Below are 26908 nucleotides of genomic sequence, written 5' to 3'. Positions count from 1 at the left end.
ATTAGAAAAAACTGCCGTTAGGCTAAATAACTGTAACTTTACATACGTGTCGAACACTCTGCAGGGTGCAGGCACATGAGGACTCCAACATTATGTCCAACATATTGAATATCGGCAAAAGTGCATTAAACGCAGCCCAGATCGGGATTGCCACCACTGGCCACAACATTGCTAACGCGTCTACCCCGGGATACACCCGACAGGTGATCGTGCAGGCGGCATCACAGGCGCAAAACTTTGGCTATGGCTTTGTCGGCCAGGGCACGGATATCACCGGTATCAACCGTGTCTACAACGAGACGCTGGCTAAACAGTTGCTGACGACCACGTCAACCAGCAACGCCAGCTCTGCCTATTACAACAGCATCAATGAAATCAACGGCTTGCTCTCGGACGCCAATGCCGGTCTGAGCCCGGTCATGACCAAGTTTTTCAGTGCCATCAGTGCGGCAGCTGCTAATCCGACCGATGTAGCGACCAGGCAGACAGTGATCTCTTCTGCAAACTCATTGCTGAACCGTTTTTCGGCAATGAACTCTCGTCTGGACGATATACGCCAGAGCCTGAATACCCAGGTGTCGGCCAGTGTGACCAGCATCAACAGCTACGCAACACAGATTTCGCAATTGAATCAGGTCATCGAAAAGGCAACCAGCACCACGGGCAACCCTCCTAATGACCTGCTTGACCAGCGCGACCTGCTATTGTCCAAGCTCAGCGAGCAAGTCAAGACAAACGTCGTCAAGCAGAGCAATGGCAACTATGATGTTTTCATAGGCAATGGTATGCCGTTAGTGGTCGGTGATGACACTTATCAGCTTTATACGCAGGCCAACCCTACCGCGCCTAATCGCCTTGAGATTGCTTATGGCGATAGAAGTGCGCCGAAAATTATAGATGGTTCATCCCTGGGTGGTGGCTCTCTGGGGGGGCTACTGACATTCAGAAATGAAACCCTGGATTCCGTCCAGAACCAGATAGGGCAACTGGCCGTCACGCTGGCCACCCAATTCAATGAAATGCAGCAACAGGGTTATGACCTGAATGGTAACGCCGGGGTTGCTTTATTTAATGTACCGCAACCTGTCGCTACCAGCAGCACCAGTAATATAGATAAAACCAAGCAGGCGACTGCCACTTTCGTGCCTGGGCAATCGCAGCAGGTCACCAGCAGTGACTACACGCTGAAATATACCGGTGGCCAGTACAACATTATCCGTAACAGCGATAAAGTGGTGACCAGCACTGCTACCCTGCCCATCACGGTGGATGGCATTGAATTCAATGTCAACACGAGCACCCCGGTCGAAGGTGATGAATATATGATACGCCCCACCCAGGGTGCGGCGAGCAAGATCACGCTGGCGTTTGATGATGTAGAAAAACTGGCGCTGGCTGAGCGTATTGATGCCAACGGCAATGTGATCGCTTTCAAAGGTGCCGGTGACAACGGCAATGGCCTGCGCTTAGGCAAACTGGCGGATTCCGCCAATGTACGCATGCTGGGAAGCAACGGTAATCGTTCATATGCCCAGGCTTTCGCCCTGATGGTCAGCGCGGTGGGTACCAAAACCAACGAGATGATGGTGACCAGCAAGGCAGATGCTTCTGCCCTTGAAAATGCAACCACGGCGATGCAATCGGAATCCGGTGTCAATATCGATGAGGAAGCCGCCAATTTATTACGGTATCAGCAAGCCTATCAGGCCGCCGGCAAAATGATGCAAATCGCCAGCCAGTTGTTCGATGTACTGCTGCAATTGGGTCAGTAATTAGCAAGGATGATGAATCATGAGAATTAGCACCAACAGCATTTACCAGAGTGGCACCAACCGCCTGATGGATTTGCAGAATGACCTGAGCAAACTGAATGAGCAGATTTCCTCCGGTAAACGCGTGCGTACCCCGGCAGATGATCCTGTTGCCTCTGCCCGTATTCTTGAGTTGACCAATGCACAGAACCTGAACAGCATTTACGCCAGCACGCGTAATGTGGCGAAAACATCGCTGGAAACCTATGAAACCAATATGACCAGCATCACCAATGTGATATTGGACGTGCAATCCTCCCTGGTTTCCGCAGGGAATGGCTCATATAACGACCAGCAACGCGCCAATATTGCGAGTGAGTTACAAGGCCGCCTTGATAGCCTGATCGGCCTGGTCAATACCAAGGATGCGCAGGGAAACTATATGTATTCAGGTCACCAGACCGGTACTGTGCCTTATGTACTGAATACGGTGACAGGCAATATCGACTTCCAGGGGGATACTGAAAAGCGCGCTCTGCAAGTGGATGTCCAACGCCAGATGCCGGTGACGTACAGTGGTACTGAATTATTCCAGGCCAATGGGAATGACCTGTTTGGAACTTTGCAGGACATGATCAGCCTGTTGAAGACACCCATCACTGATGCGACGACTCAGACCAACTTCAGTAACGGGTTGGCTGACACCATGACCAAAGTACAAGGTGTACTGGACCAGGTGTTGAATGTACGTGCTGACCTGGGTAGCAAACTGAATGAACTGGATACCCTGGATGTCACAGGCAGTGATATGGAACTGCAATATACCGCCTCGATCTCCAAATTACAGGACCTGGATTACACTGAAGCCTTATCTGACCTGGCCAAGCGTAGTACTATCCTGGAAGCAGCGCAGAAATCCTACGTGCAAACTTCACAATTGTCTTTATTCCAGTTTATTTAGCACTGCTTAAATAAGCACTTGCAGCATAAAATAAAAAAAGACCCGACAGGGTCTTTTTTTTATGCCTTTAAATTTTCATACAGCACTTTATCTAATCACCTGCAACATCAATTGCTGTGCATCTATCAGCCAGCGATTGACCGGGCTGATCAATGACGGCAGGCTTAGTAATGTCATCACCATCCCAACTGAAATAGTGACCGGGAAGCCGATACCGAAGATATTAAACTGTGGTGCCGCTTTGGTTAAAATACCCAATGCCATGTTGGTAATCAGCAGGCTGGCTACCACCGGTAGCGAAAGCAATAAGCCCTGGGAAAAAATGTGCCCGCCCAGTTCGGCAATTGCCTGCCCATTCAGTTGCCAGTGATCCAGCAAAATAGGCATGGTTTCAAAACTCTGCAACATCACCGCCACTACAATCAAGTGCCCATCCAGGCTCATAAAAACCAGCAAAGTCAGCATAGTGAGGAATTGCGCGACGGCAATAGTCTGCCCTTCAGATTGCGGGTCAAAGAAGCTGGCAAAGCCCAGGCCCATGCTCATCCCCATCATGAAGCCCGCCATTTCCACAGCGGTGAACATGATACGCATGACGAATCCCATGCTGATACCTATCAGTACCTGTGCCAGCAAAGATAGCATACCCTGCCAGGACATTACTTCAATAACAGGTACTTGTACTGACGGCACAATCGCCAGTGTAATGACGAAGCCTATGCCGAGTTTGATGCGGTTGGGGATGGAGGGATGGCTGAATAAAGGGACGACAGCGATACAGCCTAACACACGGGTCAAGGGCCAAAGCAGTTGCACTATCCACTGTTGCAGATCAGAAGCATGGATGGTTAGCATGACACGTAGCGAGCAGAATCAATAGTATGAACGGTCAGCTTAATTGACCAGTTGCGGAATCATGGTGAATACCCGGTGCATATAATCCACCAAGGTCATCAGCATCCAGTGTCCAGCTAACAGCAACATCGCCATCACACCCACCAGTTTCGGGATAAAAGACAATGTTTGCTCGTTAATCTGCGTGGCCGCCTGGAAAATACTGACCACCAGGCCAATCGCCAGCGCGGTGCCCAAGATGGGTGCTGCCACCATCAATGTAGTCTGCATGGCTTCGCTGCCTATGGTAAGAACCTGTTCAGGACTCATGGGTTACTCCTTTAAAAGCACAATCTTTATGGGTCATTACATGACAAAACTTTGGGCCAACGACCCCAGGATAAGCTGCCAGCCATCGACCAGCACAAACAGCATCAGCTTAAACGGCAGCGAGACAATCGCCGGTGATACCATCATCATGCCCATTGCCATCAGGATACTGGCGACCACCATGTCAATAATCAGGAACGGGATGTAAATAGCAAAGCCAATCTGGAAAGCAGTTTTCAATTCACTGGTCATAAAGGCCGGCACCAGAATGCGCAATGGCACTTCTTCCGGGGTGTTGATAGCCTGTGTGTGTGCCATATTGGCAAACATGGCAAGATCATTTTCACGCGTCTGCTTGAGCATAAAACCTTTGAGTGGCAGTGCGCCGCGATCAAGGGCTTCCTGCATAGTGATTTTGCTCTCAGACAAAGGCTGGTAGGCATCCACATAAATCCTGTCGAATACCGGACCCATGACGAAAAAAGTAATGAACAGCGCCAGGCCAATCAATACCTGGTTGGATGGCGCTGATTGTGTGCCTAATGCCTGACGCAATAAAGACAGCACAATCACAATACGGGTAAAGCCGGTCATCATCAGGATCGCTGCCGGAATAAACGTCAGCGATGTCAGTAGAATCAGGGTTTGCAGGCTGAGTGTGTAATCCTGACCGCCACCGGCTGCAGGGGTCACCGAGCCTATTGATAATCCTTCAGCTGCCCAGGAATACGCTGGCCAAAGGTAAATTAGCCCAAGTAACAGAGGGAACAAAAGAAATTTTAAAACAGAGATTACACGCATCGTCATCGTATCCAGAACTTAGGCATGCCGTTATCGCCGGGCATGCTTTTTAAAGATGGAGATAGTGTACGCTGGGCTTTTGGAAATCAAAGGCCGGAAATAAACGACTCAAGGCTTGTTTTTGAAGGATTTGACTGTTTGTTGCATCGCTTGCTGTAAGCGTACGGCAAAAGATGCTTGTGGATCAATGCCACCATTTGAAGAATTATTTGTCGAAACAGGCTCTGGTGTGGCAGGTGCCACTTCGCCCAGCGCAGTCATTTGTCCAGCGCTCACGCCAACCACTAACCAGCGTCCGGCCACTTCCAGCACCACGACACGTTCCCTGGGGCCTAGCTGCACGCCACCGACTTGTTTAATCACGCCAGTTTGTGCCAAACCCTGTCCTGGTAACACACGTCTTAACACCCAGGCAATGACCGCAATCACCAGTAAAACAATCACGGTACCAAACACCATGCGGCCCAGGCTGTCGCTGGCTGATGGCGGCGCTGCCGTTTTAACCGTTTCAGCGGAAAATGCAATGGCAGACCACAACAGGCTGACTATATAGACTGGCAATAACTTCACAAGCTTGATCACTTTTTATGCTCTATATCAGTTTTAAATTGATGTCGTCACTACTTAACGATTCAGTTTACGGATACGTTCGGCCGGGGTAATAATATCAGTCAGGCGGATACCAAATTTGTCATTCACCACCACAACTTCACCTTGCGCAATCAGGCAACCGTTGACGAGTACATCCATCGGTTCACCGGCCATGCCATCCAGCTCCACCACAGAGCCCTGAGCCAATTGCAGCAGATTCTTGATAGAAATTTTGGTACGGCCCAACTCTACGGTCAGTTGTACCGGGATATCCAGGATGAAATCAATATCATTCTGTGTCCCCTCCAGCTTATTGTTGGCACTAAACTCGTTAAATACTGCTGTCTTGCTGACTGGCTCTTGCAGTGCAGAAGACTCGGCTTGCGTCTGCTCAGCCAATGCCGCACCCCAATCATCTTCGGCGATGGTTTGTACATCACCTGTATCTGACACGCCCATTGCAGCCATCGCTGCTTCCATTTCATCATCTGCACTGTTGCCAGTAGCGGGATCCATCGCCATTATGACTCTCCTTGCAATTGCTCCTGACTTCCGTCAGCACGTATTAATTTCTCAACTTTGAGGGCATATTGCCCGTTAAATACCCCGTAACGGCATTCCATTACCGGGATATTGTCAATCTGACCTTCGATAGTGTCACTGATATTAATAGGGATAACATCCCCCTGTTTTAGCTCCAGCAAATCGGCTACCGTCAATCTGCGGTTAGCCAGGTTAGCCACAATCTCCACTTCGGCAGCCTGGATCTGTTGTGTCATCAATTTGACCCAGCGCTTGTCACCACCCAGGTTTTCACCTTGCAACGGTGATGTCAGCAAATCTTTAATCGGTTCGACCATGGCATAGGGAACGCAGAAATGCATTTCCCCACTGTTCGGGCCCAGCTCGATATTAAAGGTAATCGCAACGACGACTTCATTTGGTGTCGCAATATTGGCAAACTGGGTATTCATTTCCGAGCGCAGGTATTCAAACTCGACCGGATACACAGGGGCCCAGGCTTTGGCATATGAATCAAACATCAACGCCAGAATGCGCTGGATAATACGTTGCTCTGTCTGCGTGAAGTCGCGGCCTTCCACCCGGGTATGAAAGCGGCCATCGCCACCAAACATATTGTCTACCACCAGGAACACCAGAGTCGGGTCCAGCACCATCACGCCTGTACCACGCAATGGATTCATATGAATCAGGTTTAAATTGGTCGGCACGACCAGGTTACGGATAAAGTCGGTGTACTTGATGATACGGACCGGGCCGACTGATACTTCAACCGTACGGCGCAAAAAGTTGAACAGTTCCACGCGCAGCAGGCGCGCGAAACGTTCGTTGATAATTTCCAGCGTCGCCATCCGGCCACGCACGATACGTTCCTGTGTTGCCAGGTTGTAATTGCGGACACTGGAATCATCCTTATCCGACGCATCACCATCGTCATCGCCCTCAACACCTTTGAGGAGCGCGTCAATTTCATCCTGTGATAGAAACTTGTCAGCTGACATGGTTACTCGCTATAAACAACTGGTCTTTAAACTTAAAACGTGGCCTGAACTTACTGGATCACAAAAGAGGTAAACAATACCTGCGTGACTTTTACCGGCTTGCCGTTAGCGGTTAACGGCTTTTTCAACTCTGTCAGTAATTCTTCGCTTAATTGTGTTTTACCTTCCGGTGTTGAAATATCACTGGCCTTTTTGCTGGTCAAAAGCAACAGGATACGGTTACGCAATACAGGCATCTGGGTTTTAAATTTTTCGGCGAGCTCGGCGCCTTTTACTTCTACTGTCAGGTCAAGCTGCAAAAACTTCTCATCCGGGTCTGGCAACAGGTTAACGGTAAAGGTTTCAAACTGCACGTAGGTCAATGCAGTTTTAGGGTCAGCATGGCCTTCGGCCTCGGCTTCTTCCTCATGCTCGCCCTCTTCGGCTTCAGCCGCAGCTTCGCCTTCTTTGGCTGGTTTGGCTTTAGCATGTGCATCTTCCTTTTTCTGCATCAGGAAAAATGCCGCACCACCGCCAACGACAGCCAGTGCCAGAATGATCGCCAGGATGACAATTAATTTCTTTTTGGATTTGGGTGCTGCTACTGCAGCTTCCGCTTTAGCGGGTTCTTGAGCCATTGCACAAAACCTTTCAATTAAGCTTTAAATAGTATGGTCAAAACAGCTTATGACCAAAAAGCATCAGAGTTGGTAACATTATGCCCATGGCAAGGGCTGGGAGATTGCTGAATAAAAGGGTGAATTCGGTGCTTAATCAGATTTTATGCAGCACCAGCCATCAGGCTGGCGCTATAGTCAGGCGAAGGTATCTACCAGGCCACGTGAGACGGTGGTTTTAACGGCAGTCTGGGTTGCTGCAACAGTCTCGGTTTCAGCAGTCACTTTAGCATTACCTTTTGCGGATTGTTGCTCAAAATGCTGCTCGGCCTGATGACCGTTACCGACAAAAGTCTGCCCTAATTGCAGGCCTTGCGACTCCATGCGGTCACGCAAGTCTTGCATGCCATCTTCAAGTGCCTGGCGAACTAAGGGGTTATCGGTAATAAAACTGGTATTCACTGATTGGTTATCGACTTTCAAAACCACCTGAATTGGACCAAGATCAGGCGGAGACAAAGTCAAACTGGCTACATCGTCGCCACTGCCTACCATATTCATTACATGCTGGTTCATCGCCGTTTGCCAGCGCTCATTGCCAAATGGCGTAGAGACTTGCGACATAATGACGTTGGCATTCTGTGAAATGCCTGCTGTATTTAACCATGAGCTATTAGGCAAGGCCTGTGCGGCTGGTACAGTTACCGTATTGGCATTTTCAATCTGAATATCGGCACTCATGGCCTGGGCCACGGCTTTATCGGTGATTACAGTTTCGCTAACCGCATCTGCTGTTGATTTTGCAATGCCCAATGTTTCGGAGAAATTGGCCGGTTTATCGGTGACCGGTGTTTGGCCATCAGTCACTAATGGCGTTTTTGTATCTACCGCAGCTGTCTGATTTGCGGGTTGTGCACTGACCGGAATATTGGCTGCGAGTGTTTTATCAGCCCGCGCTTCTTCAGGCAAGGCTGTTGCATTCGGGTCAACTACAAACTCACCTTTTGGCAACGCCAATCCGGCACCGTCAATATTCAGACCTGCCTTGTCATCTGTACCGCTCTGGCCTGATGGATTGCGCATGGCAATCATGGCGGTCATGGTTTCCATCCATGGCGTAATACTAGGGTCATTCGGGTCGGTTGCTTGCAGGTTAGTGATTAATCTTCTTTTGCGGTCCAGCGCAGTTTCATCTATGCCGGAGGCTTCTCCAGCGGTAGCTGCCTGGTCGTCAATCTCTTTGCCTTTGTCCGTTTTACTGTCATCTGCGCTTTTATCTTTAGCAGTGGCAGAGTTTGTTTTTGGCTGGTCTTTTGGTGCAGGTTCTTTGGCCGCAGCTTCGTTTTTGACGTTATTAGTCTGCGCTGACTCTGCTTTTGCAGGCTCTTTCACCGATGGCTTATTTTTATCTGCAGGCGGGACAATAGTATTGGCAGGTTTGTTAGCTTGCTGCAATTGTTTACGTAACGCCTGGGCAAATTCATCAGACTGGTTAGCCTGGAAATCCTGCGGTGCATTGCTGGCTGCCGTCTTCACGGCTTCAGCATTACCCATATTCAGTAATCCTGCGGAATTTAAAAATGTCATGTGACCCTCCTGATACTTTAAATGCTAGTAGCGTTTCGCACGGCCCTACGCTTTGAATAGAGTGTTTCGCACGGCCTGATGCTTTACATAGTGGTCCGCTTCGCACGGCTGGCAAACTCATCCATCAGTTTCTGGTCACGCTTGCGCTCGATCTTTTCGTTTAAGGTCCGGGCCCGCGTGATCAGCACTTCATACGACTTTTGTTTACGCTGTTTTTCCTGCAGTACCTGTTGTCGCTGCAGAACAACTGCCTGCAATTGTTCTATTTGAGCATTCTGACTGTTAACAGCGGTTTCCAATTGCGAGAAAAAGCCCTGAAAGTTGCGGTATAAATCCGCTTTGAGTCCTTTTTGCACGACAATTTGCCATTGCTGCTGGTATTCCTGCTGATATTGACTCAGCAATGACTTTTGCTGCTGGCCCTGCTCCAGCTGTTTCATCGCCTGTGCCAATGCCTTCATGGCAAGCTCCACTTCATCACCGGCCAGCTGACTCAGCAGGGTCAATGTCTGGGTAGATTGTTTATTAGCCATCCTGTTTTTAATTCACTTTAAGAAAGCACTTGTGACAAATGCTGCAAGCTGAATTGCATATCCGCACATTCGTGAATATCCTGCTGTAGAAAGGCATTGATTTGGTCGCGCTTCTTAATCGCGACATCCAGCATCGGGTCAGAACCCGGCTGGTAAGCACCGACGGCGATCAAGTCCTGGTTACGCAAATAACGGGAATACAATTGCTTGAGCAAGCGTGCCTGTTGCTGATGCTCGCTGCTGGTAATGTTATGCATGGCTCGGCTGATCGATTGTTCGATATCAATTGCCGGGTAATGACCGCTTTCGGCCAGCGTACGGTTGAGCACGATGTGTCCATCGAGAATGGCACGTGCAGAATCGGCAATCGGGTCTTGCTGGTCATCGCCTTCAGTCAACACAGTGTAAAAAGCGGTAATCGAACCTTCACCACGTGCGCCGTTACCGGTGCGCTCTACCAGCGCCGGTAATTTGGCAAAAACGGAAGGTGGGTAACCTTTGGTAGCCGGTGGCTCGCCAATCGCCAGTGCGATTTCACGTTGTGCCATGGCATAACGCGTCAATGAATCCATAATCAGCAATACATGTTTACCCTGCTTGCGAAAGCCCTCGGCAATCGTGGTGGCATAACTTGCCCCCTGCAAACGCATCAACGCGGAGACATCGGCTGGCGCCGCAACGACGACTGAACGTGCCAGGCCTTCAGGCCCTAAAATCTGTTCGATAAATTCTTGAACCTCACGTCCCCGCTCACCAATCAGGCCCACCACAATCACATCCGCAGTGGTGTAACGCGCCATCATGCCCAGCAACACGCTTTTACCAACGCCGGAACCGGCAAAAAGGCCCAGGCGTTGTCCGCGGCCCACGGTCAGCATGGCATTAATGGCACGCACGCCTACATCCATGGTCGCTTCAATCGGGGCACGCATCAGCGGGTTGATCACACGTCCATTCAACGGTGCCGTGACATCGTTGGAAATAGGCCCCAGGCCATCCAGCGGAATACCCGCCGCATCCACTACCCGTCCAAGCAAGCCATCCCCCACCGGAAAATGGCGCGCCCTGTCCTGGGCCCGGCGGCGTGGCGGGCGGCCGAATTGCGGTTTAGGCAATGTTTCCATGACTTCCATACTGAATACCTTGGCACCCGGCGTGACGCCATCCACCGCAGTTTGCGGCATCAACAGCAGGTTTTCGCCATCAAAACCGACCACTTCTGCTTCTACCCGGCCACCATCCTGCAAAGGGATAAAACAGGCGCCGCCAATCGGCATTTTGATACCGGTAGCGACCATTACCAGACCAGTGACTTTAATAATACGGCCAGCTACTTCCAGCGGTTCAACCAGGTTGATGATTTCGCGGCAATCTTTTAGATAACTCTGCCACCGTTGGGTATGTATATTGTCTTGCATGTCTTTGGGAGCAGGACTAGCGGAATCGGGGTCAGTAGAGCCGGACGCCTCAGACAGTATTGAAGGTAATTCTGGTGTCTGTGATCCTGGGGATTCTGATTCTGAGCTTTGATCTTGCCCGGAAAAGGGTTTGGAATCGATGTCAGCGTCGTGTACGTTATTCATACCATCTATTCTGGATTGAAAGACGCTGTTTTAATCCGTCAATGAAGCAGGTTTATTCCAGTCATCATAACGGGACAAACCTTGTACCAGTCGTTTCCAGCGCATTTCATTAGTCGCATCAATCTGGTTTTCTGCAGTTTCCACCAGGCAGCCACCACGTTCTATCTGGCTATCTTCTACTAATTGCCAGCCTTGATCTTTCATCTGATCGCCAATGCTGGCGCGCAATATTTTGGCATCTTCGTGATGCACAATCACGCGTGCAGGCTGTTTCACTTGTGGCAGGTATTGCATCGCATCCAGCACTACCGGAATAATGCTTTGCGGGTCAGCCTGCAGTTTGTTTTTCAGCATGGCTTTTGACAGTTCCAACGCCAGGGTCAGTACAGATTCCGCGATCGCCACATCCTGCATCGACAAAGCCTGCTGGAAATTACCGGATAGTTGCAGCAACTGCGTACGTTCTGCCTCAATCTCGGCCTGCGATTGCTTGATGCCATCGCCATACCCTATTTTAAAGCCTTCTTCATACGCTTCCTGCCTGACTTGCTTGAGAATATGGCTGACGGTACGGGCATTTTCTTCTGCCTGTACGCGATCGCGCCTGACCCGCTCGGTAGAAGCGACATCATCAAAGCTGGCCATTTCCCAACGTTGATAAGCGGTCATTTGTTCTTTAGGCGTTGCAGAAGCTACCATGTCAGTGTTTCCTTAAAATGCTTTATACGTACTGCTCGCTGTCGCCTTTGCCAGCCAGCATGATCTGGCCTTCATCGGACAAGCGTCTAACGGTTTGCAGAATGACTTTTTGTTGTGTTTCAACTTCAGACAATTTGACCGGGCCGCGGCTTTCCAGGTCTTCACGCATCATGTCAGCCGCACGCGAAGACATATTGCGGAAGAATTTCTCGCGCATCTCTTCGGAAGTCCCTTTCAGTGCCACGATCAGCACATCGGATTGCACTTCGCGCAGCAATACCTGTATGCCTCGGTCGTCGATATCGATGATGTTATCGAATACAAACATCTGGTCCATGATCTGCTGCGCCATGCCATCGTCATAACTTTTCAGGCCATCCATCAATTTGGCTTCATTTTCACCGCTAAGGAAGTTCATGATTTCAGCGGCAGTTTTCACACCCCCGATGGTCTGGCGCTTGAGGTTATCGTTACCGGCCAGCATTTTCAGCATGCCTTCGTTCAGCTCGCGCAAGGCGGTTGGTTTGACACTATCCAGTGTAGCAATTCGCAAAATGACGTCCTGGCGTAAGCGCTCCGTGAAATGGCCGAGAATCTCTGCAGACTGTTCCGCTTCCAGGTGCGACAAAATGGTAGCAATGATCTGTGGATGCTCGTTCTTGATGAAATCAGCCACGCTGAATGCATCCATCCACTTCAGGCTTTCGATACCTGCGGCATCCTGTGATTGCGGGATACGGTTTAATAAATTGGAAGCCTTGTCATCACCAAACGCTTTTACCAGCACAGAGCGGATATAGCTGTCAGAATCCAGGCCAAAGTCGCTGCTGCCGGCGAAGTCGAGCATGAATTTCTCCAGCACCTCTTCCACTTCTTCTTTAGGCACCGGTTTCATGGAAGCCATGACGATGCCCAAACGCTGTACTTCTTTAGGCGTCAGATGTTTCATGACCTCGGCAGCTTCGTCTTCGCCCAGAGCCAGCATCAAAATTGCACTTTTTGTTAAACCATCAGCAGCCATTTGCTATTTCTCCGCGGAAGTCCAGTTAGAAACCACATTAGCTACCATGCGCGGATTTTCTTTCGCGACCAGCTTTGCTGCCTCCAGAGTTGCATTCAATGCACTGGTACTGGCAGCGCCTGGCAATGCTGGTGAATCACCACTCAATGTCACCAGCGCGTCTTCTTCTGAAGCACCTTCAGCACCAGGCAACGCCGCAGCACCCTGCACCAGTTCCAGTTGTTTTTTATCAGCACCAGTCAGCTTGTTGGCCAGAGGCTTGAGCAATTTCTTGTAGATCATCAACAGGACTATCACACCAGCCAGGAAACGCAAGGCATCCTTGCCATACTCGATTGCCATCGGGTCTTTCCACAATGGTGGCTCAGCCAGTTTTTCCTGTGCTTCGCTGATAAATGGCGTATTGACCACAGAGATAGTGTCACCCCTTTCACGGTTGAAACCCATCGCCTGCATCGCCAGGTCACTCACTTGCTGTTTCTCGGCAGTATTCAGGGCGCGGTACGTTGTTTTACCGGTGCTATCCACTACCGGGATATGGTTAACCACGACCGCTACGTGCAGGCGTTTGACACCGCCTTTAGCCTGCTGGACATAACTGATGGTTTTATCCAGCTCATAATTGGTAGTAGTGTCTTTTTGGGTGTTTTGTGGCGGTGCTGGTGGAGCTGCAGCCGGCGCATTTTCATCCCCGCCCTGTGCGGCTGGTGCATTCACAGGGGCAGTAGATTCACCAGGTGGCTGATTAGACACCGCACCTGGCACGGCACCATTACTGCCACTGCTATTTTGTGACTCATGGTTTTGTGCGCTACGCACCGCCATGTCTTCCGGTTTGCTGTTTGGTTTGTAAGACTCGTTGGCTTGCTCAGTGTTTGAGAAATCAATTTCAGCACTGGCTTCAGCGTGTACATTTTTCGCGCCCACAATCGGCGTGATGATGGACTCTACACGGCGGGCAATATTGCTTTGCATGTTTTCCACATAAGCCATTTGCTCAGGGTCCAGGCCGTTTTGCTTTAATTTATTCGCATTGTCGGATAACAGGTTGCCATTCTGGTCTACCACGGTCACATGGTCTGCCGAGAGGTTGGGCACACTGCTGGCCACCAGATGCACCACAGCAGCCACTTGCTGGCCATCCAGACGGCGGCCATTGTGCAGGTTTAATAATACGGAAGCTGTCGGATACTGTTGCTCACGCACGAACACGCTTGGTTTAGGAATAGCCAAATGAATACGTGCTGCCTGGACAGCAGAAATAGACTGGATGCTACGCTCCAGTTCACCTTCCAGGCCACGCTGGAAATTCACTTGTTCAACAAACTGTGACACACCGAATTTCTGGTTTTCCAGCAGTTCAAAGCCGATATTGCCGCCTTTTGGCAGACCTTGTGCTGCCAGTTTCAAACGCACTTGGTGCACTTGGTCGGCAGGGATCATGATGGCACTGCCACCTTCAGAAAATTTGTATGGGATATTGAGCTTGTCGAGTTCAGCAACGATGGCACCGCCATCTTTATCGGCAAAATTGGAGAACAGGACACGGTAATCCGGTTTCTGGCTCCATAGCCAAAACACTACCATCACCGCAACCACGGCGGCAATTCCAGCTACTAGCAGCAATTTCTGGCCCATCTTACCGAATATATCCGGTGTCGCAGTGGTGGACTCTATTGTTGAAGCAAGCGTGGCATCAGCAGCAGCCATTTAAATCTCCATGTTGATCACCTGCACCAGACATAGGTACTGCAGCAGGCATGTCTTAAATCTAAACAGAACACCATTACATTGGTATTCATACATGGGACACATTATGCGCCTCACCTGCAAATTCAAATTGGCAAATAAGACGGCTTAATATCGCCTATTTTTGAGAGCGACTCCAATAGCGCAATGCTAAAGTGACACCATCGACACAAGTGGGTTAAGAACCCGATAATGAAAGGAGTCCAACATGAGCGTAGGCGGTATTGATGCTCAACGCATCTCGTCCATGCTGGCGCAATTGCGAGCAGCTGCGCAGAAACCCGAAGGGTTGGGTGCCAGCGCAACCCAGGCACTTAATACAGTACAGAAACCCACTGCGGCCAGCCCGACCAGCCAGGTCAGCTTTAGCGACGCCCTGAAATCCTCTTTGGATTCGGTTAACAATATGCAACTTCAGTCCGAAAAACTGGGACAGGATTTTGCCATGGGAAATGACAACGTCAGCCTGTCTGATGTCATGATTTCCGGGCAAAAAGCCAACATTGCATTCCAGGCTACCGTGCAGGTGCGCAACAAGCTGGTAAGCGCTTATCAAGACATGATGAATATGCAGGTGTAACTGAAATCGTTGTTATAACTGCCCAATAGCGACAGTTCCACCAGCATATTGAGCACCAACCCTTTACACCAGCGGCGCTTCCCGCACTTCACCCTGCTCTAACTGATATAACCACGCCAGAATCTCGGCAATCGCCTGGTATAACTGCGGTGGAATATGCGCATCCAGCTCCACCTGCATCAGTAATCCCAACAATGCCTGCGATTCATGCACATAGACATCGTGCTCTTTTGCAATTGCGATAATCCGTTCCGCCAATAATCCCTTACCTTTTGCCACTACGCGTGGCGCGAGGTCGCCTGCTTCATAAGCCAGCGCCACTGCAGATTGGGTGTAGTGTTTATCCGGCTGCATATTATTGGCTGACTGCTTCATGTGTCTCGCTGGTAATCTGTAATGATTCCAGCGTTAGCCCGGCGGACTGAAGATTCATGGCTAGCTGACTACGCGTCGATTGCATAGTCGCCAGTATGTTGGCCTCCTGCGGTTGTACACGAATTGAAAAACGGCCATTCACCATGGTGATACGCACTGAGACTTCGCCCAGGCGCGGCAGTTGTAATTTCAGGTTACTTTGAATGGCGTTCAAGGTCGGGTCATCCGACGAATGGGCAGAAGACTCACGCTCGCTGATTTCCCATTGCATGCTTTGCCCTGGCCAGACTTCGCCATGCCAGGCCAGTCGTTGCTGTTCCAGCACCTGGAGCTGTTGCGCCACCATTTCCGGCGGCACAAAATTTGGTTTGTTTTGTGGTTCCTGCAATAACTGATGCCATGGGCGGCTGCCTAGCGCGGCATCTTTCAAGTGGGATTCGTAAAACAGGCCTGAGCTATCCAGTGCATGCTTCAAGTCTTGTGCCAGCACTTGTGGCTTTTGCGGGCTATGGCTGACAATGGCTTGCGCCTGCAATGCACTCGCCTGTTGTTGAAACATGGGTGAGCTTAGCCAGCGTTGTAATTGCTGGGCAGGGTTACTTAAATCTACCTGGCTGGCAGTCTGGCCGGCCATGGCCCCTAATAACTGAGGCAAATTGTCCGTTGCATCTGACTGCGACGCGGTCAGCGACCCGGCCGTCACCAAGCTGGTGGCAGGCTGATCAGCACTTTTATTCTGTGTCTGTATTCCCCACCGCACCTGAGGATATACGCTTTGTGCATCTTTCCCAGTAGCTGCCTGACCCAAGTATTGCATTTGCAGGGCTTGCTGCTGGGCAAGATGTGCTGGTAGTTGCATCTGTACCACAGCCGGTTGCTGGTTAGGGAGTTGAACCTGGACTTTGAAATTGGCTAATTCGGAGCCATTGGCGGCATTGGATTCTTTTTGCAGGATCATCCCGGAGAACTGCATTCCCGGGCGCAAGCGGCTCCATAAAGGTGCTTCGGATTGTGCCCCTTCGACCGGCATGATAGAGGAGACGGCACGCAAGCCCTCTGTTTCTTGTGCAACGAAACGATTAGCGAGAACTTGCGGAATAGGAATCATCTATATGGCGTCCGGCGGTATGCGCGCATGTAGCTGCGCATCAAAAATCATATCGGTAATCCTGTGCATGACGGGGTACAGCAAATTACGTATCTCACCATCGTCAGCCAGGATCTTCTGCACCAGTTTCTGTTTGCGGCCATGCTCTTCCGGGCTTAATGTCTCGGACTGCAACCTCAGATTTTGTTCCAGGGTTTTAATCACCTCAATTTTGAGCATATAAGATTGCTCGAGCTCGGTGACTTTCTCCCAGGCACTTTGCCTGGCGGCGATCAGCATCTGCTCCATGATTTTCGCAGAAGATTCATAGGTATCAATCAGTGCTTTTGACATACGCTTATACTCCGGCAACAACCAAACGATTAGTGTTTACGGCAGGAATGGACTGTGCCTTTTGGGAAACCATTGCATTGAAAGGTGCGCCAGCCTGGGCTGTCTTTTGTACACCGGATTTTTCCAGGGATTCCCACGCAGTTTTCAACTCCATCAACAGTTGCTGTATTTCATTTACTTTTTTCGCATCGAGGTGCAGGCTGGCCTGCATCAGGCTACGGGTCATATATTGGTACAACTGGTCCAGGTTGCTGGCAATCTGGCCACCGGCACGTTTGTCCAGGCTTGAGCGTAAGCCATTATCGATAATGGTCACGGCCTTGGTCAGGCATTGGCCTTTTTTCTCGATATTGCCTTGCTGGATTGCTTGCTGGGCATGAATGCACGCAGTAATAGCGCCTTCATAAAGCATCACAGTCAGCTTTAATGGGCTGGCATCCACCACGCCTGTTTCCAAGCCAACTTTTGCATAAGCATTGATACCTGATTGTTTTGTCCCAAACATAAAATTCTCCTGATTCCTAATTCTTGATGCTGTTAGCTTTTATTCAATGCAGCAATTTGCTGGCTAAGATATGAGCTTGTGCTTTGCATGCCAGACAGCAATGCATCCAGTTTTGCATATTGCGCCCTGTAACGGGCTTCAATGGCTGGCAGCTTGGCGCTCAAATCCGATGATCGTTTGTTCAATGCTTTAATCGATGTCTGGATACCTTCGGTTTTGGTGGTTACTGAACCAGTGCTGTCCAGCCAGCTGCCTATCATGCTGCTTAATTCTCCGGCCAGGCCTTTGTTAAATGTGACTGTTCCACGTGCACCGGTGGCAGAACCATTGATAGCGACTTTCAAACCTTGTGCAGCGTTGTCAGCCGCACCAATCAAACTGGCACCACTACCATAGGCAGTCACACCATTAATCATGCCGCTGGCATCCTGTGTACTGCTACCCAGGCTGGTCACATTGATGGCATAAGTACCAGTCTGTGTTTTGGCGGAGCTGCTGACATAAGTCACCTGAGGATCTGAAGTTTTTGCAGAGGGTGCGAATAACTTGGCTACATCACCCAGATTCGTGCTTAATGCGCTTGTCAGTTTCGCGGTATCCAGAGTTAACGTGCCATCTTTGTAATCCGATTTCACACCGATATCGCCCAATGTACGGAAGGTAGTTGCCGTCGTTGAAGGGCGAGCCAGCATAGACTTCAGCTTCACCATGATGTCACGGGTGGTGGAGTCACCCAATAACGGACCATTGGAAGTAGAACCGCCTTCCACAAACTTGGTCAGGTCACGCAAAGTGGTATTTAATTTATTGTAGGCATCGACAAAATTCTGTACTGATGCCTGGATGGTGTCTGTATCTGTCGCTACTTCCAGGGTTGCACTGGTTGCAGTGATAGATTTCAGGTTTAAAGTCACCCCCTGGATAACGTCATTCAGGGTATTGCTTGATTTGCTGATGCTTAATCCATCCACGGTTAACAATGCATTTTGTGCCGCTACAAGCTGGGTCATGTTTTTACCGGTCCCGACTGCACCCATAGGATCATAGGCCAGCGCAGATAACCCTGTGCCATCCGTGCTGTTGCCATCGCTGTCGGTCACATCGATTTTCAGGCTGTTCACTGCGCCGGTATCTTTTGAAGTGATGACCAGACGGTTGCCACTGCCGTCATTTACAATCGAGGCAGATACAGACGCATTTTTTGCATTGATTGCATCCCGGATACCAGCCAGCGTATTGTTGGTGCTATCTATCGTAATACTGATCGCCTGTTTATCCGCATTGGCACTAAAACTTGCCGGAGTACCGTTTCCGCTATCCGCAGCGGTAAAAGTGCCGAACGAAATATTCAGGGTACCGGTGCCGATGATGTCTGTGGCATTGGCATAGGCAGAGGTAGCAATTTTTTGCGAAGCCGCCAGTTGCGTAACGGAAATATTGTAGTTTCCATTTGCCGCTGTACCGTCAGCCGTGGCTACGATACTGCTGCCATCAGAAACTTTGACTGATTGTGCTGTGAATTTGGCTGCAGTAGCCAGTTTATCCACTGCTGCCTGAAAAGCACTTAAACCACTATTCAGTTTACCGTAGGCAGAAAGCTTGCTGTTATAGGATGTAATCTGGGTCTGGATTTGAGTCAATGGCTGTTTCTCAATCGTCATCAATCCTGTCACAATCGAATCGATTGCTAAGCCGGATGCCCCGGTTGTGGATGTAATTGAAGCCATCTTTTATTCTCCAGACACTTTAAACAAAGTTACCCTAGACCGTTTGCCTGATCACCAGGCCACGCAACTTATCCAGGGTTTTACTAATCGCAAGCACTTCTTCATTCGGGATCTGGCGTAATACCTTTTGCGTTTCGGTATCCACTACTTTCACCACAATGCGATCAGACTCATCATCAATTGAAAACTCAATGGTCTGCAATGCAGGGGCAACATACTCATTCAGTTTGTTGACTGCACCTGTCAAGGTTGCCTTGTCTAACACCTCAGCAGGTTTTTGCTCACCACTTCCATACTTCACCAACTTAAGACTGTTTACAGCAGCCAGTCCGCTTACCGGACGTCCGCCTACTCCATCTATAGATTGACTCATGATAATGCTCCTTCTGCTTAACCTAAATCCACAGAGACGGGTCTCTGTGGATGGGATTCAACTGGTTAGGGAATTAACCTCTTAACAGTGTCATCACTTGGTTAGGCAACTGGTTCGCCTGAGCCAACATTGCTGTACCAGCTTGTTGCAGGATCTGTGCACGTGTCATCTTCGCTGTTTCTGAAGCAAAGTCGGCATCCATGATACGAGACTTGGCAGCAGACATGTTCTCAGACGAAATTTGCAGGTTGCTGATCACAGATTCAAAACGGTTTTGGTAAGCACCCAATGTCGCACGGTTGGTGTTCACTGTATCCAGTGCCGCATCGATCGCTGTCAGTGCAGCAGAAGCAGAAGCTGCTGTAGACAGGGAACCAGACATACTTACCGCAGCTACAGAGCTAACGCTGATAGTGTCAGATGCATCTGCACCTACCTGGAACTGATAGCCCTGACCTAAAGCTGGCTCACCGTTGAACTTGGTGGCAGTGCTCAAGCGGGTCAATTCTGAAGACAGTTGTGAGAATTCAGCATTCAGGTTTGCACGGTCACCAGAGCTATAAGAACCGTTAGCAGCCTGTACAGCCAGTTCACGCATACGTTGTAAAGCGTCAGTACCTTTGCTCAAACCACCTTCAGCAGTTTGCAGGAAAGAAATCGCGTCGTTAGAGTTACGAACCGCTACATCCATACCGCGGATTTGTGCGTCCATACGTGTAGCAATTGCCAAGCCAGCAGCGTCATCTTTAGAACTGTTAATGCGCAGACCTGAAGACAAACGTTGAATCGATTGATTCATGCTTGATTGTGAAGCACTCAGGTTACGTTGTGCGTTTAAAGATGCAATGTTTGTGTTAATTACAGCAGCCATGTTATTTCTCCTTGAGAGTCGTATATCCAGTTAAGTGTCAAATCGTCGTATTACTATTACTTCAACGTTGATTCGCTTACTACTTACTAAATCTTGCTAATTCATCGTTGTTGTTTATGTTATCGACCGCTTCCGAAATTTCTTTAATGTTGCATTTAAAATTTCTTTTTTTACATCTTTACATCGGTCGAGCACTTGTTTCTGTTAACGACGGCTCTTCGGAGTTCTTTAATCCTTGTTTAAATTTAATGGTTATAAATTCAATTTGACCTATTTTAAATAAGGCCCGCCCAAACTCATTTGCGGAGTTAGCCGTGAATCACCTCTTAATTTATTTAACTAGCTGATGCGATATCTGCCTGAAAAGCAACCTTATATATAGATAAGGATTTAAAGGTACTTTAAGGCGTTTTTCACACAATTAATTTCATGCCCTGCACTTCATAATTCCTACAGATGTTCAGCTCGCCTTTCTGGCGGATGTGAACAAGGCATATATAGGAGTGTTGCATGGCATCAGTTTATGTAGGTATGACGGTAGATATTCTGCATCACGGACATATCAATATCATCGAGCAGGCAAGAAAGTACGGCGATGTCACGATTGGTTTATTGTCGGATGCGGCTGTGGCAGATCACAAACGCTTGCCCTACCTGACTTATGATCAACGTAAATCTATCGTTGAGAATATTCGCGGTGTGGTCAATGTCGTGCCACAGGACGAATGGGACTACGCACCCAACCTGCTGAAACACAAGCCTGACATCATGGTGCATGGTGATGACTGGCTGGATGGTCCATTACTGCCTTATCGTGAACGCGCCCGCGCAGCACTGGCTGAATATGGCGGCCATCTGATCGAGATTCCTTATACCCGCGGCATCTCATCCAACGAGATGCTGGGCCAGATACAGACGCTGGGGACCACGCCGGATATCCGCCGCCGTACCTTAAAAAGATTGCTGGCTGCCAAACCGATTTCGCGTTTTATTGAAGCACATAACCCTATCTCGGCCCTCATTGCAGAGCATGCGATCGCCCAACGCAATGGCAAGAACTGCCAGTTCGATGGTTTCTGGTCCAGTTCACTGACAGACTCCACTGCGCGCGGCAAACCGGATATTGAAGCACTGGAGATCAACAGCCGTTTATCCAATATCAACGATATTTTCGATGTCACGACCAAACCATTGGTGATGGACGCTGATACCGGCGGCAAGCTGGAGCACTTTGAACTTAATGTGCGCAGCATGGAACGCCTTGGTATTTCCGCCACCATCATTGAAGACAAGATAGGCTTAAAAAAGAATTCTCTGTTTGGCAATGAGGTTACGCAATTGCAGGATGACATTCAACCCTTCTGCGACAAGATCGCCGCCGGCCGTGCCGCCCGTGTCAGTGATGACTTTATGGTGATTGCACGTATCGAAAGCCTGATCCTGGAAAAAGGCATGGAAGACGCCGTCAAACGTGCACAAGCTTATGTCGGTGCAGGCGTGGACGGCATCATGATACACAGCCGCCAGAAATCGCCGGACGAAGTATTCGAGTTTGCCAAAATCTTTAAATCCGAATTCCCGACGACACCATTGGTGTGTGTACCTACCAGTTACTGCACGGTGACCGAAGAAGAACTGGCCGCCCGTGGATTCAACCTGGTGATCTATGCCAACCACATGATGCGTGCAGCTTATCCGGCCATGCAGCGTACGGCCATGGAAATTCTCAAAAATGGGCGGACCGCAGAAGTCGAATCCGAACTGATGTCGATCAACGACGTGTTGTCACTGATCCCTGGTACCAAATAATAAAAGGAGCATCCACCATGATAGAAGCTGGTGCATTTCTTGAGGCGCTGCAACTGGCAGGCGTGCAGTTTTTTACCGGTGTGCCTGATTCCTTATTAAAGGAGTTATGCGCCTGCTTTTCTGATCGCCTGCCTGAACAGAAACATGTGATTGCCGCCAATGAAGGGGGTGCTACTGGTCTGGCCATGGGGCATTACCTTGCCACTGGCAGTCCGGCACTGGTCTATATGCAGAATTCCGGTCTAGGCAATGTGGTGAACCCTGTCGCTTCCCTGGCTGACCCGCAGATTTATGGTATCCCCATGCTGATGGTGATTGGCTGGCGTGGTGAAATGCAGCAGGATGGTACGCAGATCCATGATGAACCGCAGCACGTCAAGCAAGGCCAGATCACGCTTGAGCAATTGGAAATCATGGGTATTCCGTTTGAAATTTTCCAGACTGATCTTAGTTGCGCATTGACACAAACCCGCCGGCTGCTATCCCTGGCAAAACGCCGGTCAGGCCCGGTGGCTTTGGTGGTGCGCAAACAAAGCTTTGCGCCTTACAAACCAAAATCGGCCAACAAACCAGCGGGCAAAGATGCTTTACTGCCTAGCCGTGAGGATATGCTGACGCGTATCGTCAGCCTGCTTTCCAATGATGTCGCCGTGGTTTCCACGACTGGCATGGCATCGCGCGAGCTGTTTGAATTCAGGCATGCAAACAATAGCGGTCATGCACGAGATTTTTTGACCGTAGGCGGCATGGGGCATGCTTCACAAATTGCCTGCGGCATTGCGTTGGCACAGCCGGACCGGCAAGTGGTTTGCCTGGATGGTGATGGCGCCCTGCTGATGCATATGGGCAGCCTGACATTGAGCGCACAACAACACAACCTGGTACATATCGTCTTTAACAATGGTGCGCATGATTCTGTTGGCGGCCAGCCTACCGTGGCCGCACAATTAAATCTTTCCAGCATAGCCAAAGCAGCCGGTTACCAGTGGGTCATCCGGGTCAGTTCGAACAGCCAGCTCAGTGAGGCATTGCAGTATGCCTTGAGCCTGGGCCAAAGCTGCTTTATCGAGGTGCTGTGCCGACGTGGAGCACGTGCTGATTTAGGTCGCCCTACCCGTACACCGGCACAGAACAAACAAGACTTTATGCAATTTTTGGAAGAGGTCGCGTATGCCTGACCAGTCGCCAACTCTATTGGCGCATATCACGCAGAAAAATAGTGCCAAAGCCTTATTTACTGCTGGGCCAGCCAGTTTGCTGGAAGAAAACCTGCTCGGCTTGCGTCCGTGTTTTGGCCGTGGCGATACAGATTACCAGCAGGTAGAACAGGCTGTCCTCGATGCATTAAAAAGCATGACAGGTCATGCCCAGATCGCCCGCCTGCAAGGCTCTGCCAGCCTGGCGCTGGAAATCGCCTCACTGAATTTCCTGTTCGGCAAAGTGCTGGTGATAGACAGCGGCTACTATGCCCAACGCCTGGCAAGTTTTGCCGAAGCAGCCCAGCGTCTGGGCCATGTGCGTACGGTTACCGTGGTCAACTGGCTGGATATTGCAGATATTGCTGGACAATATGACTGGGTCGTCGCCTGCTACACCGAAACCAGCATAGGCCTGAAACTACCCATGAATGAATTACGTGTGCTGGCAAACCGCGTAGATGCACAACTTTTCCTGGATGCGACCGCCTCTATCGGCCTGGAAGCCGACCACGACCAGGCGGATGTGATTGCCTATAGTTCCTGCAAAGGACTGTTTGGCCTGACCGGTGCTGCATTCATTGCATTTAACCAGTTGCCGACCAATAGCGTAGACGGGTTTTACCTGAACCTGCATACGCATCTGGAGCGGCGCATGACCGGCCCTTACCATGCAATTGCTTCATTATATGAAGTGTTGCCCAAGCATAATGATTTACGCGAGGCCGTATTTATTAATAAAACGGCCATGCTGCAAAAATTTTCAAGCTATGCCACCCATCCGGCGAGTCACCAGCCTGCATTGTGCACCTGGGTAGATGCCAGGATAGGCTCGCGTGACCCACGTGCCGTGTTGTATGCACCACGCGGCATCAGCCGTGGTAGCGTGGTCTGCCACCTGGGTGAAGCGCACCTCGGTTCAGCGGCAACGGGTGAGATCTTAAATATGCTGGAGGTACTGGCGTGAACGCACCAAAACGCATCATGGTTGATATGTCCGCCACCCTGATCCATCACGGGCATGTCCGCCTGCTGAAACAGGCGAAACAGCTAGGGCACGTAGTAGTAGCCTTGACCACCGACGAAGAAATCCGCAGCAAGAAAGGCTATGAGCCTGAGCTGGATTATGCCGCTCGCGCAGAAGTGTTACTGGCAATGCGAGATGTCGATGAAGTTGTGCCCAGCCCCTGGCTGCTGGATGAAGCGTTTTTAGCGCAGCACAATATCGATCTACTGGTACACGGTCACGACAACAGCAACCCGATCGCGGCTGAAAAATTACATATTCTGCCACGCACAGAAGGTATCAGCAGCACGCAGTTGCGTGCCCGTGTGCTCAAAGCCGTCAGTCAAAAAATGGAAGCTAACTCATGAGCAATTTATGGCAACAAATCTGGGAAAAACGTACCCTGCAACCGCAACATACAATCACGCTAGAGACCTTGATCTCGCTGGATGGCTTTGATAGCGGTGCCGGCAAGATCAACCTGGCCGACTGGCAGGAATATACCCGCCGTATCAGTGAAAAGCTGGGCCTGAAACCGGGCAACTCCGTATTTGAAGTAGGTTGCGGTGCCGGCGCTTTCCTGTTTTCGTTGCGCGAGCAGATGGCACTGGAAGTCGCCGGCCTGGATTATGCCGCAGGCTTGATAGAAGCTGCACAAAAAGCCATGCCAGACGGTGAATTCCTGGTACAAGGTGCCCAGTCTCTCGATACCGAAACAGGCTACGATTTTGTCATTGCCAATAGCGTTTTTCACTATTTCGATGAAGCTACCGCCGCACAGGTATTACAAGCCATGTGGAAAAAAGCCAGGCATGGGATTGCCATACTGGATGTCCCGAATGCGGCCACTAGGGAGGCCTGTGAGCTGGCTCGCCGTGAAGCGCTGACTGAGGCTGAATACGAAGAGAAATACCGTGGTTTGCACCACACTTATTACACTCCGGAATGGTTTATCAATCAGTTGCCGCAATGGCCACACCAGGCCTTCGAAAGCTGCGTGCCCAACTATACGCAAAGCGAATTTCGCTTCAGTGTGATTTTCTCCAAACATTTACATGGATAACGACTGATCATGACGACATCCACACTTAGCACCCTGCCTGCGATTACTTTTTTTTATACCGATAATTGCGAGCGACAGGCATTAGCACCTATCGCGGATGAAGCGGCAGGCAGAGGTTTCCCGATTCAATGGAGCATGGATTCCAGGCAGTATGCTGAAATCGGTGTCTATTGCGAGCATGCTTGCAAGCCCAATGCCGGCTTTTCCATCATATTGCTGCACGATCTGGCACAGCGCCATGATATCTGGCCGCATTTCTGGCATCACGAACCGTGGGATGCCTTTGATATGGGCATCGTACCCGGCGCCAACTGGGTAGACCGCTGGCAAACCCAGGCAGTATTTGCCAAGGCCAGGCCTAAATTAGGCGTATTTGACCTGGGCTGGCCCAAGGCCGACCTGGTCTACCGCAACCAGGATGAATTCAAGCAACAGGCGAAAGCCTTGCGCGAGCAACTGGGCCTGAAATACGAGCGCTCTGTGTTGTATGCTCCTTCCTGGGAAAACCACGGCAAGCAGGATGACTTTGTACAGGCATTAAAAGATTTGCCGGTCAACCTCCTGCTGAAACAGGCGCCCTGGTCAGAAAAATACCGCTGGGTGCTGAATAATATTGACGAGATGGATGCCCTGCACAGAGGCTGCGCCGACAATGTCTATGTGATTGATCGCGAGATCAGCATTATGTATTGCCTGGGGCTGGCCGATGTCATGGTATCTGACGAATCCAGTGTGCTGACCGAAGCTTTGCTGCTGGACGTGCCCGGCGTAGCGGTGATTGACTGGGTGATTCCTGACACCAACCCACCAAGACCGGCTTGCGTGCCATATGATTATGTCACCAAAACCACACGCGCCAACCTGCGCGACACCGTATTGAATGTGCTGGAGAATCCGCAGCAATACCAGACCGAGATTGATACGAATAAAAAACAGCAATTTGCCCATCTTGGTGAAAGCGCCAGACTGATTGTCGACAATATGGTCGCAGCCTTGCAAGGCCAGCCATTACCGACACCGCCACTGATAGCCCAGGTAGAAATTGACCGTACGACTTACCAGCATGCAGAACAGCTGGCTGCAGAAGGCGATATGCAACTGTCTACCCAGATAATGCTGGAGCTGATCAAAAAAGGCAGTACCTGCTGGGAACCCTACAACGACCTGGGTACCTTGCTGGTCAGCCAGGGGCAATTTGAAGATGCCGAGATGCTGCTGGAAAAAGCGGTGCATTTCGCGCAGGAAAACCCTGCGATTCCGCTGAGCAATCTGACGGAAGTGTATTGTTTGCAGCAGAAGGCGGATAAGGCGTTGCAGACGCTGGTGAAACTGAGCAAGCATGCGCCTAATTCGGCGGCATCTATTCCTCATATACGCAAGTGTATGGAAACGATGTTTTAGTT

General features: G+C 50.1%; 29 protein-coding genes. 9 read left to right on the top strand and 20 right to left on the bottom strand.

The window, feature by feature from the left end:
* The first annotated feature begins 92 nt into the window (after nt 1-92).
* Together flgK and flgL are read left to right on the top strand one after the other, a co-directional pair.
* The gene (gene flgK, locus LPA26_RS02180; protein WP_055831033.1) at nt 93-1772 is read left to right on the top strand and encodes a flagellar hook-associated protein FlgK; all 1680 of its coding nucleotides are present in this window, start codon (nt 93-95) and stop codon (nt 1770-1772) included.
* A 19-nt stretch (nt 1773-1791) separates the two neighbouring features.
* Complete coding sequence (gene flgL / locus LPA26_RS02175; protein ID WP_055831031.1) at nt 1792-2712, top strand: flagellar hook-associated protein FlgL; 921 nt, start codon at nt 1792-1794, stop codon at nt 2710-2712.
* An 87-nt stretch (nt 2713-2799) separates the two neighbouring features.
* Here flgL and fliR read toward each other — a convergent pair whose 3' ends face one another.
* From fliR to fliF, 13 genes are all read right to left on the bottom strand, one after another.
* Nucleotides 2800-3567 carry a flagellar biosynthetic protein FliR gene (fliR, locus tag LPA26_RS02170; RefSeq protein WP_229007150.1) on the bottom strand — a complete coding sequence of 256 codons (768 nt, stop codon included), beginning with the start codon at nt 3565-3567 and terminating at the stop codon, nt 2800-2802.
* 39 nt (nt 3568-3606) lie between these two features.
* On the bottom strand, nt 3607-3876 hold the full coding sequence (fliQ, locus tag LPA26_RS02165; protein ID WP_055831028.1) for a flagellar biosynthesis protein FliQ: 270 nt from the start codon (nt 3874-3876) through the stop codon (nt 3607-3609).
* Nucleotides 3877-3912: 36 nt separating this feature from the next.
* Entirely contained in the window at nt 3913-4677 is a 765-nt protein-coding gene (gene fliP, locus LPA26_RS02160) for a flagellar type III secretion system pore protein FliP (protein ID WP_055831026.1), read from the bottom strand.
* A gap of 108 nt (nt 4678-4785) precedes the next feature.
* A complete protein-coding gene (fliO, locus tag LPA26_RS02155; RefSeq protein ID WP_229007149.1) occupies nt 4786-5259 on the bottom strand; it encodes a flagellar biosynthetic protein FliO in 474 nt (157 codons plus the stop codon).
* 42 nt (nt 5260-5301) lie between these two features.
* A complete protein-coding gene (gene fliN / locus LPA26_RS02150) occupies nt 5302-5790 on the bottom strand; it encodes a flagellar motor switch protein FliN (protein ID WP_055831024.1) in 489 nt (162 codons plus the stop codon).
* On the bottom strand, nt 5790-6791 hold the full coding sequence (gene fliM / locus LPA26_RS02145) for a flagellar motor switch protein FliM (protein WP_055831023.1): 1002 nt from the start codon (nt 6789-6791) through the stop codon (nt 5790-5792). The genes fliN and fliM overlap by 1 nt, the downstream gene beginning before the upstream one ends.
* A 50-nt stretch (nt 6792-6841) precedes the next feature.
* The gene (locus tag LPA26_RS02140) at nt 6842-7408 is read right to left on the bottom strand and encodes a flagellar basal body-associated FliL family protein (protein WP_055831021.1); all 567 of its coding nucleotides are present in this window, start codon (nt 7406-7408) and stop codon (nt 6842-6844) included.
* 177 nt (nt 7409-7585) lie between these two features.
* Nucleotides 7586-8974, bottom strand: a complete 1389-nt coding sequence (locus tag LPA26_RS02135) for a flagellar hook-length control protein FliK (RefSeq protein WP_229007148.1) — start codon at nt 8972-8974, stop codon at nt 7586-7588.
* Nucleotides 8975-9057: 83 nt separating this feature from the next.
* The gene (gene fliJ, locus LPA26_RS02130) at nt 9058-9507 is read right to left on the bottom strand and encodes a flagellar export protein FliJ (protein WP_229007147.1); all 450 of its coding nucleotides are present in this window, start codon (nt 9505-9507) and stop codon (nt 9058-9060) included.
* Nucleotides 9508-9524: 17 nt separating this feature from the next.
* On the bottom strand, nt 9525-10925 hold the full coding sequence (gene fliI / locus LPA26_RS02125) for a flagellar protein export ATPase FliI (protein WP_055831016.1): 1401 nt from the start codon (nt 10923-10925) through the stop codon (nt 9525-9527).
* Between the two features lie 195 nt (nt 10926-11120).
* Entirely contained in the window at nt 11121-11789 is a 669-nt protein-coding gene (locus LPA26_RS02120) for a flagellar assembly protein FliH (protein ID WP_229007146.1), read from the bottom strand.
* A gap of 22 nt (nt 11790-11811) precedes the next feature.
* Nucleotides 11812-12810, bottom strand: coding sequence for a flagellar motor switch protein FliG (fliG, locus tag LPA26_RS02115; protein ID WP_055831012.1), 999 nt, complete (start codon nt 12808-12810; stop codon nt 11812-11814).
* A 3-nt stretch (nt 12811-12813) separates the two neighbouring features.
* A complete protein-coding gene (fliF, locus tag LPA26_RS02110; protein WP_055831010.1) occupies nt 12814-14520 on the bottom strand; it encodes a flagellar basal-body MS-ring/collar protein FliF in 1707 nt (568 codons plus the stop codon).
* A gap of 247 nt (nt 14521-14767) precedes the next feature.
* On the opposite strand from fliF, the gene fliE reads away from it, so the two are divergent.
* Nucleotides 14768-15139, top strand: a complete 372-nt coding sequence (gene fliE, locus LPA26_RS02105) for a flagellar hook-basal body complex protein FliE (protein WP_055831008.1) — start codon at nt 14768-14770, stop codon at nt 15137-15139.
* 63 nt (nt 15140-15202) lie between these two features.
* Here fliE and LPA26_RS02100 read toward each other — a convergent pair whose 3' ends face one another.
* The 7 genes from LPA26_RS02100 to LPA26_RS02070 form a co-directional block, all read right to left on the bottom strand.
* Nucleotides 15203-15493, bottom strand: a complete 291-nt coding sequence (locus LPA26_RS02100) for an EscU/YscU/HrcU family type III secretion system export apparatus switch protein (protein ID WP_055831444.1) — start codon at nt 15491-15493, stop codon at nt 15203-15205.
* 1 nt (nt 15494) lies between these two features.
* On the bottom strand, nt 15495-16622 hold the full coding sequence (locus LPA26_RS02095) for a flagellar hook-length control protein FliK (protein ID WP_229007145.1): 1128 nt from the start codon (nt 16620-16622) through the stop codon (nt 15495-15497).
* Nucleotides 16623-16955: a flagellar protein FliT gene (locus tag LPA26_RS02090; RefSeq protein ID WP_055831004.1), complete on the bottom strand. Its 333-nt coding sequence runs from the start codon at nt 16953-16955 to the stop codon at nt 16623-16625.
* Nucleotides 16956-16959: 4 nt separating this feature from the next.
* Nucleotides 16960-17460, bottom strand: a complete 501-nt coding sequence (gene fliS / locus LPA26_RS02085) for a flagellar export chaperone FliS (protein WP_229007144.1) — start codon at nt 17458-17460, stop codon at nt 16960-16962.
* A gap of 32 nt (nt 17461-17492) precedes the next feature.
* Nucleotides 17493-19187 carry a flagellar filament capping protein FliD gene (fliD, locus tag LPA26_RS02080; protein ID WP_229007143.1) on the bottom strand — a complete coding sequence of 565 codons (1695 nt, stop codon included), beginning with the start codon at nt 19185-19187 and terminating at the stop codon, nt 17493-17495.
* A gap of 34 nt (nt 19188-19221) precedes the next feature.
* Complete coding sequence (locus tag LPA26_RS02075) at nt 19222-19563, bottom strand: flagellar protein FlaG (protein WP_088178548.1); 342 nt, start codon at nt 19561-19563, stop codon at nt 19222-19224.
* A 70-nt stretch (nt 19564-19633) separates the two neighbouring features.
* Nucleotides 19634-20431: a flagellin gene (locus LPA26_RS02070; protein WP_055830996.1), complete on the bottom strand. Its 798-nt coding sequence runs from the start codon at nt 20429-20431 to the stop codon at nt 19634-19636.
* 510 nt (nt 20432-20941) lie between these two features.
* On the opposite strand from LPA26_RS02070, the gene aepX reads away from it, so the two are divergent.
* The 6 genes from aepX to LPA26_RS02040 are packed head-to-tail and all read left to right on the top strand — an operon-like array spanning nt 20942 to nt 26906.
* Nucleotides 20942-22240 (top strand): phosphoenolpyruvate mutase, encoded by a 1299-nt coding sequence (gene aepX / locus LPA26_RS02065; RefSeq protein ID WP_229007142.1) that lies wholly within the window; start codon nt 20942-20944, stop codon nt 22238-22240.
* A gap of 17 nt (nt 22241-22257) precedes the next feature.
* Complete coding sequence (gene aepY, locus LPA26_RS02060; RefSeq protein ID WP_229007141.1) at nt 22258-23418, top strand: phosphonopyruvate decarboxylase; 1161 nt, start codon at nt 22258-22260, stop codon at nt 23416-23418.
* Complete coding sequence (locus tag LPA26_RS02055) at nt 23411-24403, top strand: hypothetical protein (protein WP_229007140.1); 993 nt, start codon at nt 23411-23413, stop codon at nt 24401-24403. Before aepY ends, LPA26_RS02055 begins: the two co-directional genes overlap by 8 nt.
* On the top strand, nt 24400-24810 hold the full coding sequence (locus LPA26_RS02050) for an adenylyltransferase/cytidyltransferase family protein (RefSeq protein ID WP_229007139.1): 411 nt from the start codon (nt 24400-24402) through the stop codon (nt 24808-24810). The genes LPA26_RS02055 and LPA26_RS02050 overlap by 4 nt, the downstream gene beginning before the upstream one ends.
* A complete protein-coding gene (locus tag LPA26_RS02045; protein ID WP_229007138.1) occupies nt 24807-25505 on the top strand; it encodes a bifunctional 2-polyprenyl-6-hydroxyphenol methylase/3-demethylubiquinol 3-O-methyltransferase UbiG in 699 nt (232 codons plus the stop codon). Before LPA26_RS02050 ends, LPA26_RS02045 begins: the two co-directional genes overlap by 4 nt.
* 9 nt (nt 25506-25514) lie before the next feature.
* Entirely contained in the window at nt 25515-26906 is a 1392-nt protein-coding gene (locus LPA26_RS02040; RefSeq protein WP_229007137.1) for a tetratricopeptide repeat protein, read from the top strand.
* The last annotated feature ends 2 nt before the right edge of the window (nt 26907-26908 follow it).

It is taken from the genome of Methylophilus sp. Leaf408 (genome assembly GCF_916856905.1).
Taxonomy (GTDB): domain Bacteria; phylum Pseudomonadota; class Gammaproteobacteria; order Burkholderiales; family Methylophilaceae; genus Methylophilus.
This window is presented reverse-complemented; position numbering and strand designations above follow the sequence as displayed.

Coding starts and splice junctions, on each gene's coding strand:
- fliG (WP_055831012.1), bottom strand. CDS start 12,810: ATGGCTGCTGATGGTTTAACAAAAAGTGCAATTTTGATGCTGGCTCTG.
- fliM (WP_055831023.1), bottom strand. CDS start 6,791: ATGTCAGCTGACAAGTTTCTATCACAGGATGAAATTGACGCGCTCCTC.
- LPA26_RS02055 (WP_229007140.1), top strand. CDS start 23,411: ATGCCTGACCAGTCGCCAACTCTATTGGCGCATATCACGCAGAAAAAT.
- fliJ (WP_229007147.1), bottom strand. CDS start 9,507: ATGGCTAATAAACAATCTACCCAGACATTGACCCTGCTGAGTCAGCTG.
- fliF (WP_055831010.1), bottom strand. CDS start 14,520: ATGGCTGCTGCTGATGCCACGCTTGCTTCAACAATAGAGTCCACCACT.
- LPA26_RS02090 (WP_055831004.1), bottom strand. CDS start 16,955: ATGTCAAAAGCACTGATTGATACCTATGAATCTTCTGCGAAAATCATG.
- LPA26_RS02135 (WP_229007148.1), bottom strand. CDS start 8,974: ATGACATTTTTAAATTCCGCAGGATTACTGAATATGGGTAATGCTGAA.
- fliI (WP_055831016.1), bottom strand. CDS start 10,925: ATGCAAGACAATATACATACCCAACGGTGGCAGAGTTATCTAAAAGAT.
- fliN (WP_055831024.1), bottom strand. CDS start 5,790: ATGGCGATGGATCCCGCTACTGGCAACAGTGCAGATGATGAAATGGAA.
- LPA26_RS02045 (WP_229007138.1), top strand. CDS start 24,807: ATGAGCAATTTATGGCAACAAATCTGGGAAAAACGTACCCTGCAACCG.
- LPA26_RS02095 (WP_229007145.1), bottom strand. CDS start 16,622: ATGATTCCTATTCCGCAAGTTCTCGCTAATCGTTTCGTTGCACAAGAA.
- fliS (WP_229007144.1), bottom strand. CDS start 17,460: ATGTTTGGGACAAAACAATCAGGTATCAATGCTTATGCAAAAGTTGGC.
- aepY (WP_229007141.1), top strand. CDS start 22,258: ATGATAGAAGCTGGTGCATTTCTTGAGGCGCTGCAACTGGCAGGCGTG.
- LPA26_RS02140 (WP_055831021.1), bottom strand. CDS start 7,408: ATGGCTCAAGAACCCGCTAAAGCGGAAGCTGCAGTAGCAGCACCCAAA.
- fliD (WP_229007143.1), bottom strand. CDS start 19,187: ATGGCTTCAATTACATCCACAACCGGGGCATCCGGCTTAGCAATCGAT.
- LPA26_RS02120 (WP_229007146.1), bottom strand. CDS start 11,789: ATGGTAGCTTCTGCAACGCCTAAAGAACAAATGACCGCTTATCAACGT.
- fliQ (WP_055831028.1), bottom strand. CDS start 3,876: ATGAGTCCTGAACAGGTTCTTACCATAGGCAGCGAAGCCATGCAGACT.
- LPA26_RS02070 (WP_055830996.1), bottom strand. CDS start 20,431: ATGGCTGCTGTAATTAACACAAACATTGCATCTTTAAACGCACAACGT.
- aepX (WP_229007142.1), top strand. CDS start 20,942: ATGGCATCAGTTTATGTAGGTATGACGGTAGATATTCTGCATCACGGA.
- fliR (WP_229007150.1), bottom strand. CDS start 3,567: ATGCTAACCATCCATGCTTCTGATCTGCAACAGTGGATAGTGCAACTG.
- fliE (WP_055831008.1), top strand. CDS start 14,768: ATGAGCGTAGGCGGTATTGATGCTCAACGCATCTCGTCCATGCTGGCG.
- LPA26_RS02100 (WP_055831444.1), bottom strand. CDS start 15,493: ATGCAGCCGGATAAACACTACACCCAATCTGCAGTGGCGCTGGCTTAT.
- flgL (WP_055831031.1), top strand. CDS start 1,792: ATGAGAATTAGCACCAACAGCATTTACCAGAGTGGCACCAACCGCCTG.
- fliP (WP_055831026.1), bottom strand. CDS start 4,677: ATGCGTGTAATCTCTGTTTTAAAATTTCTTTTGTTCCCTCTGTTACTT.
- flgK (WP_055831033.1), top strand. CDS start 93: ATGTCCAACATATTGAATATCGGCAAAAGTGCATTAAACGCAGCCCAG.
- LPA26_RS02040 (WP_229007137.1), top strand. CDS start 25,515: ATGACGACATCCACACTTAGCACCCTGCCTGCGATTACTTTTTTTTAT.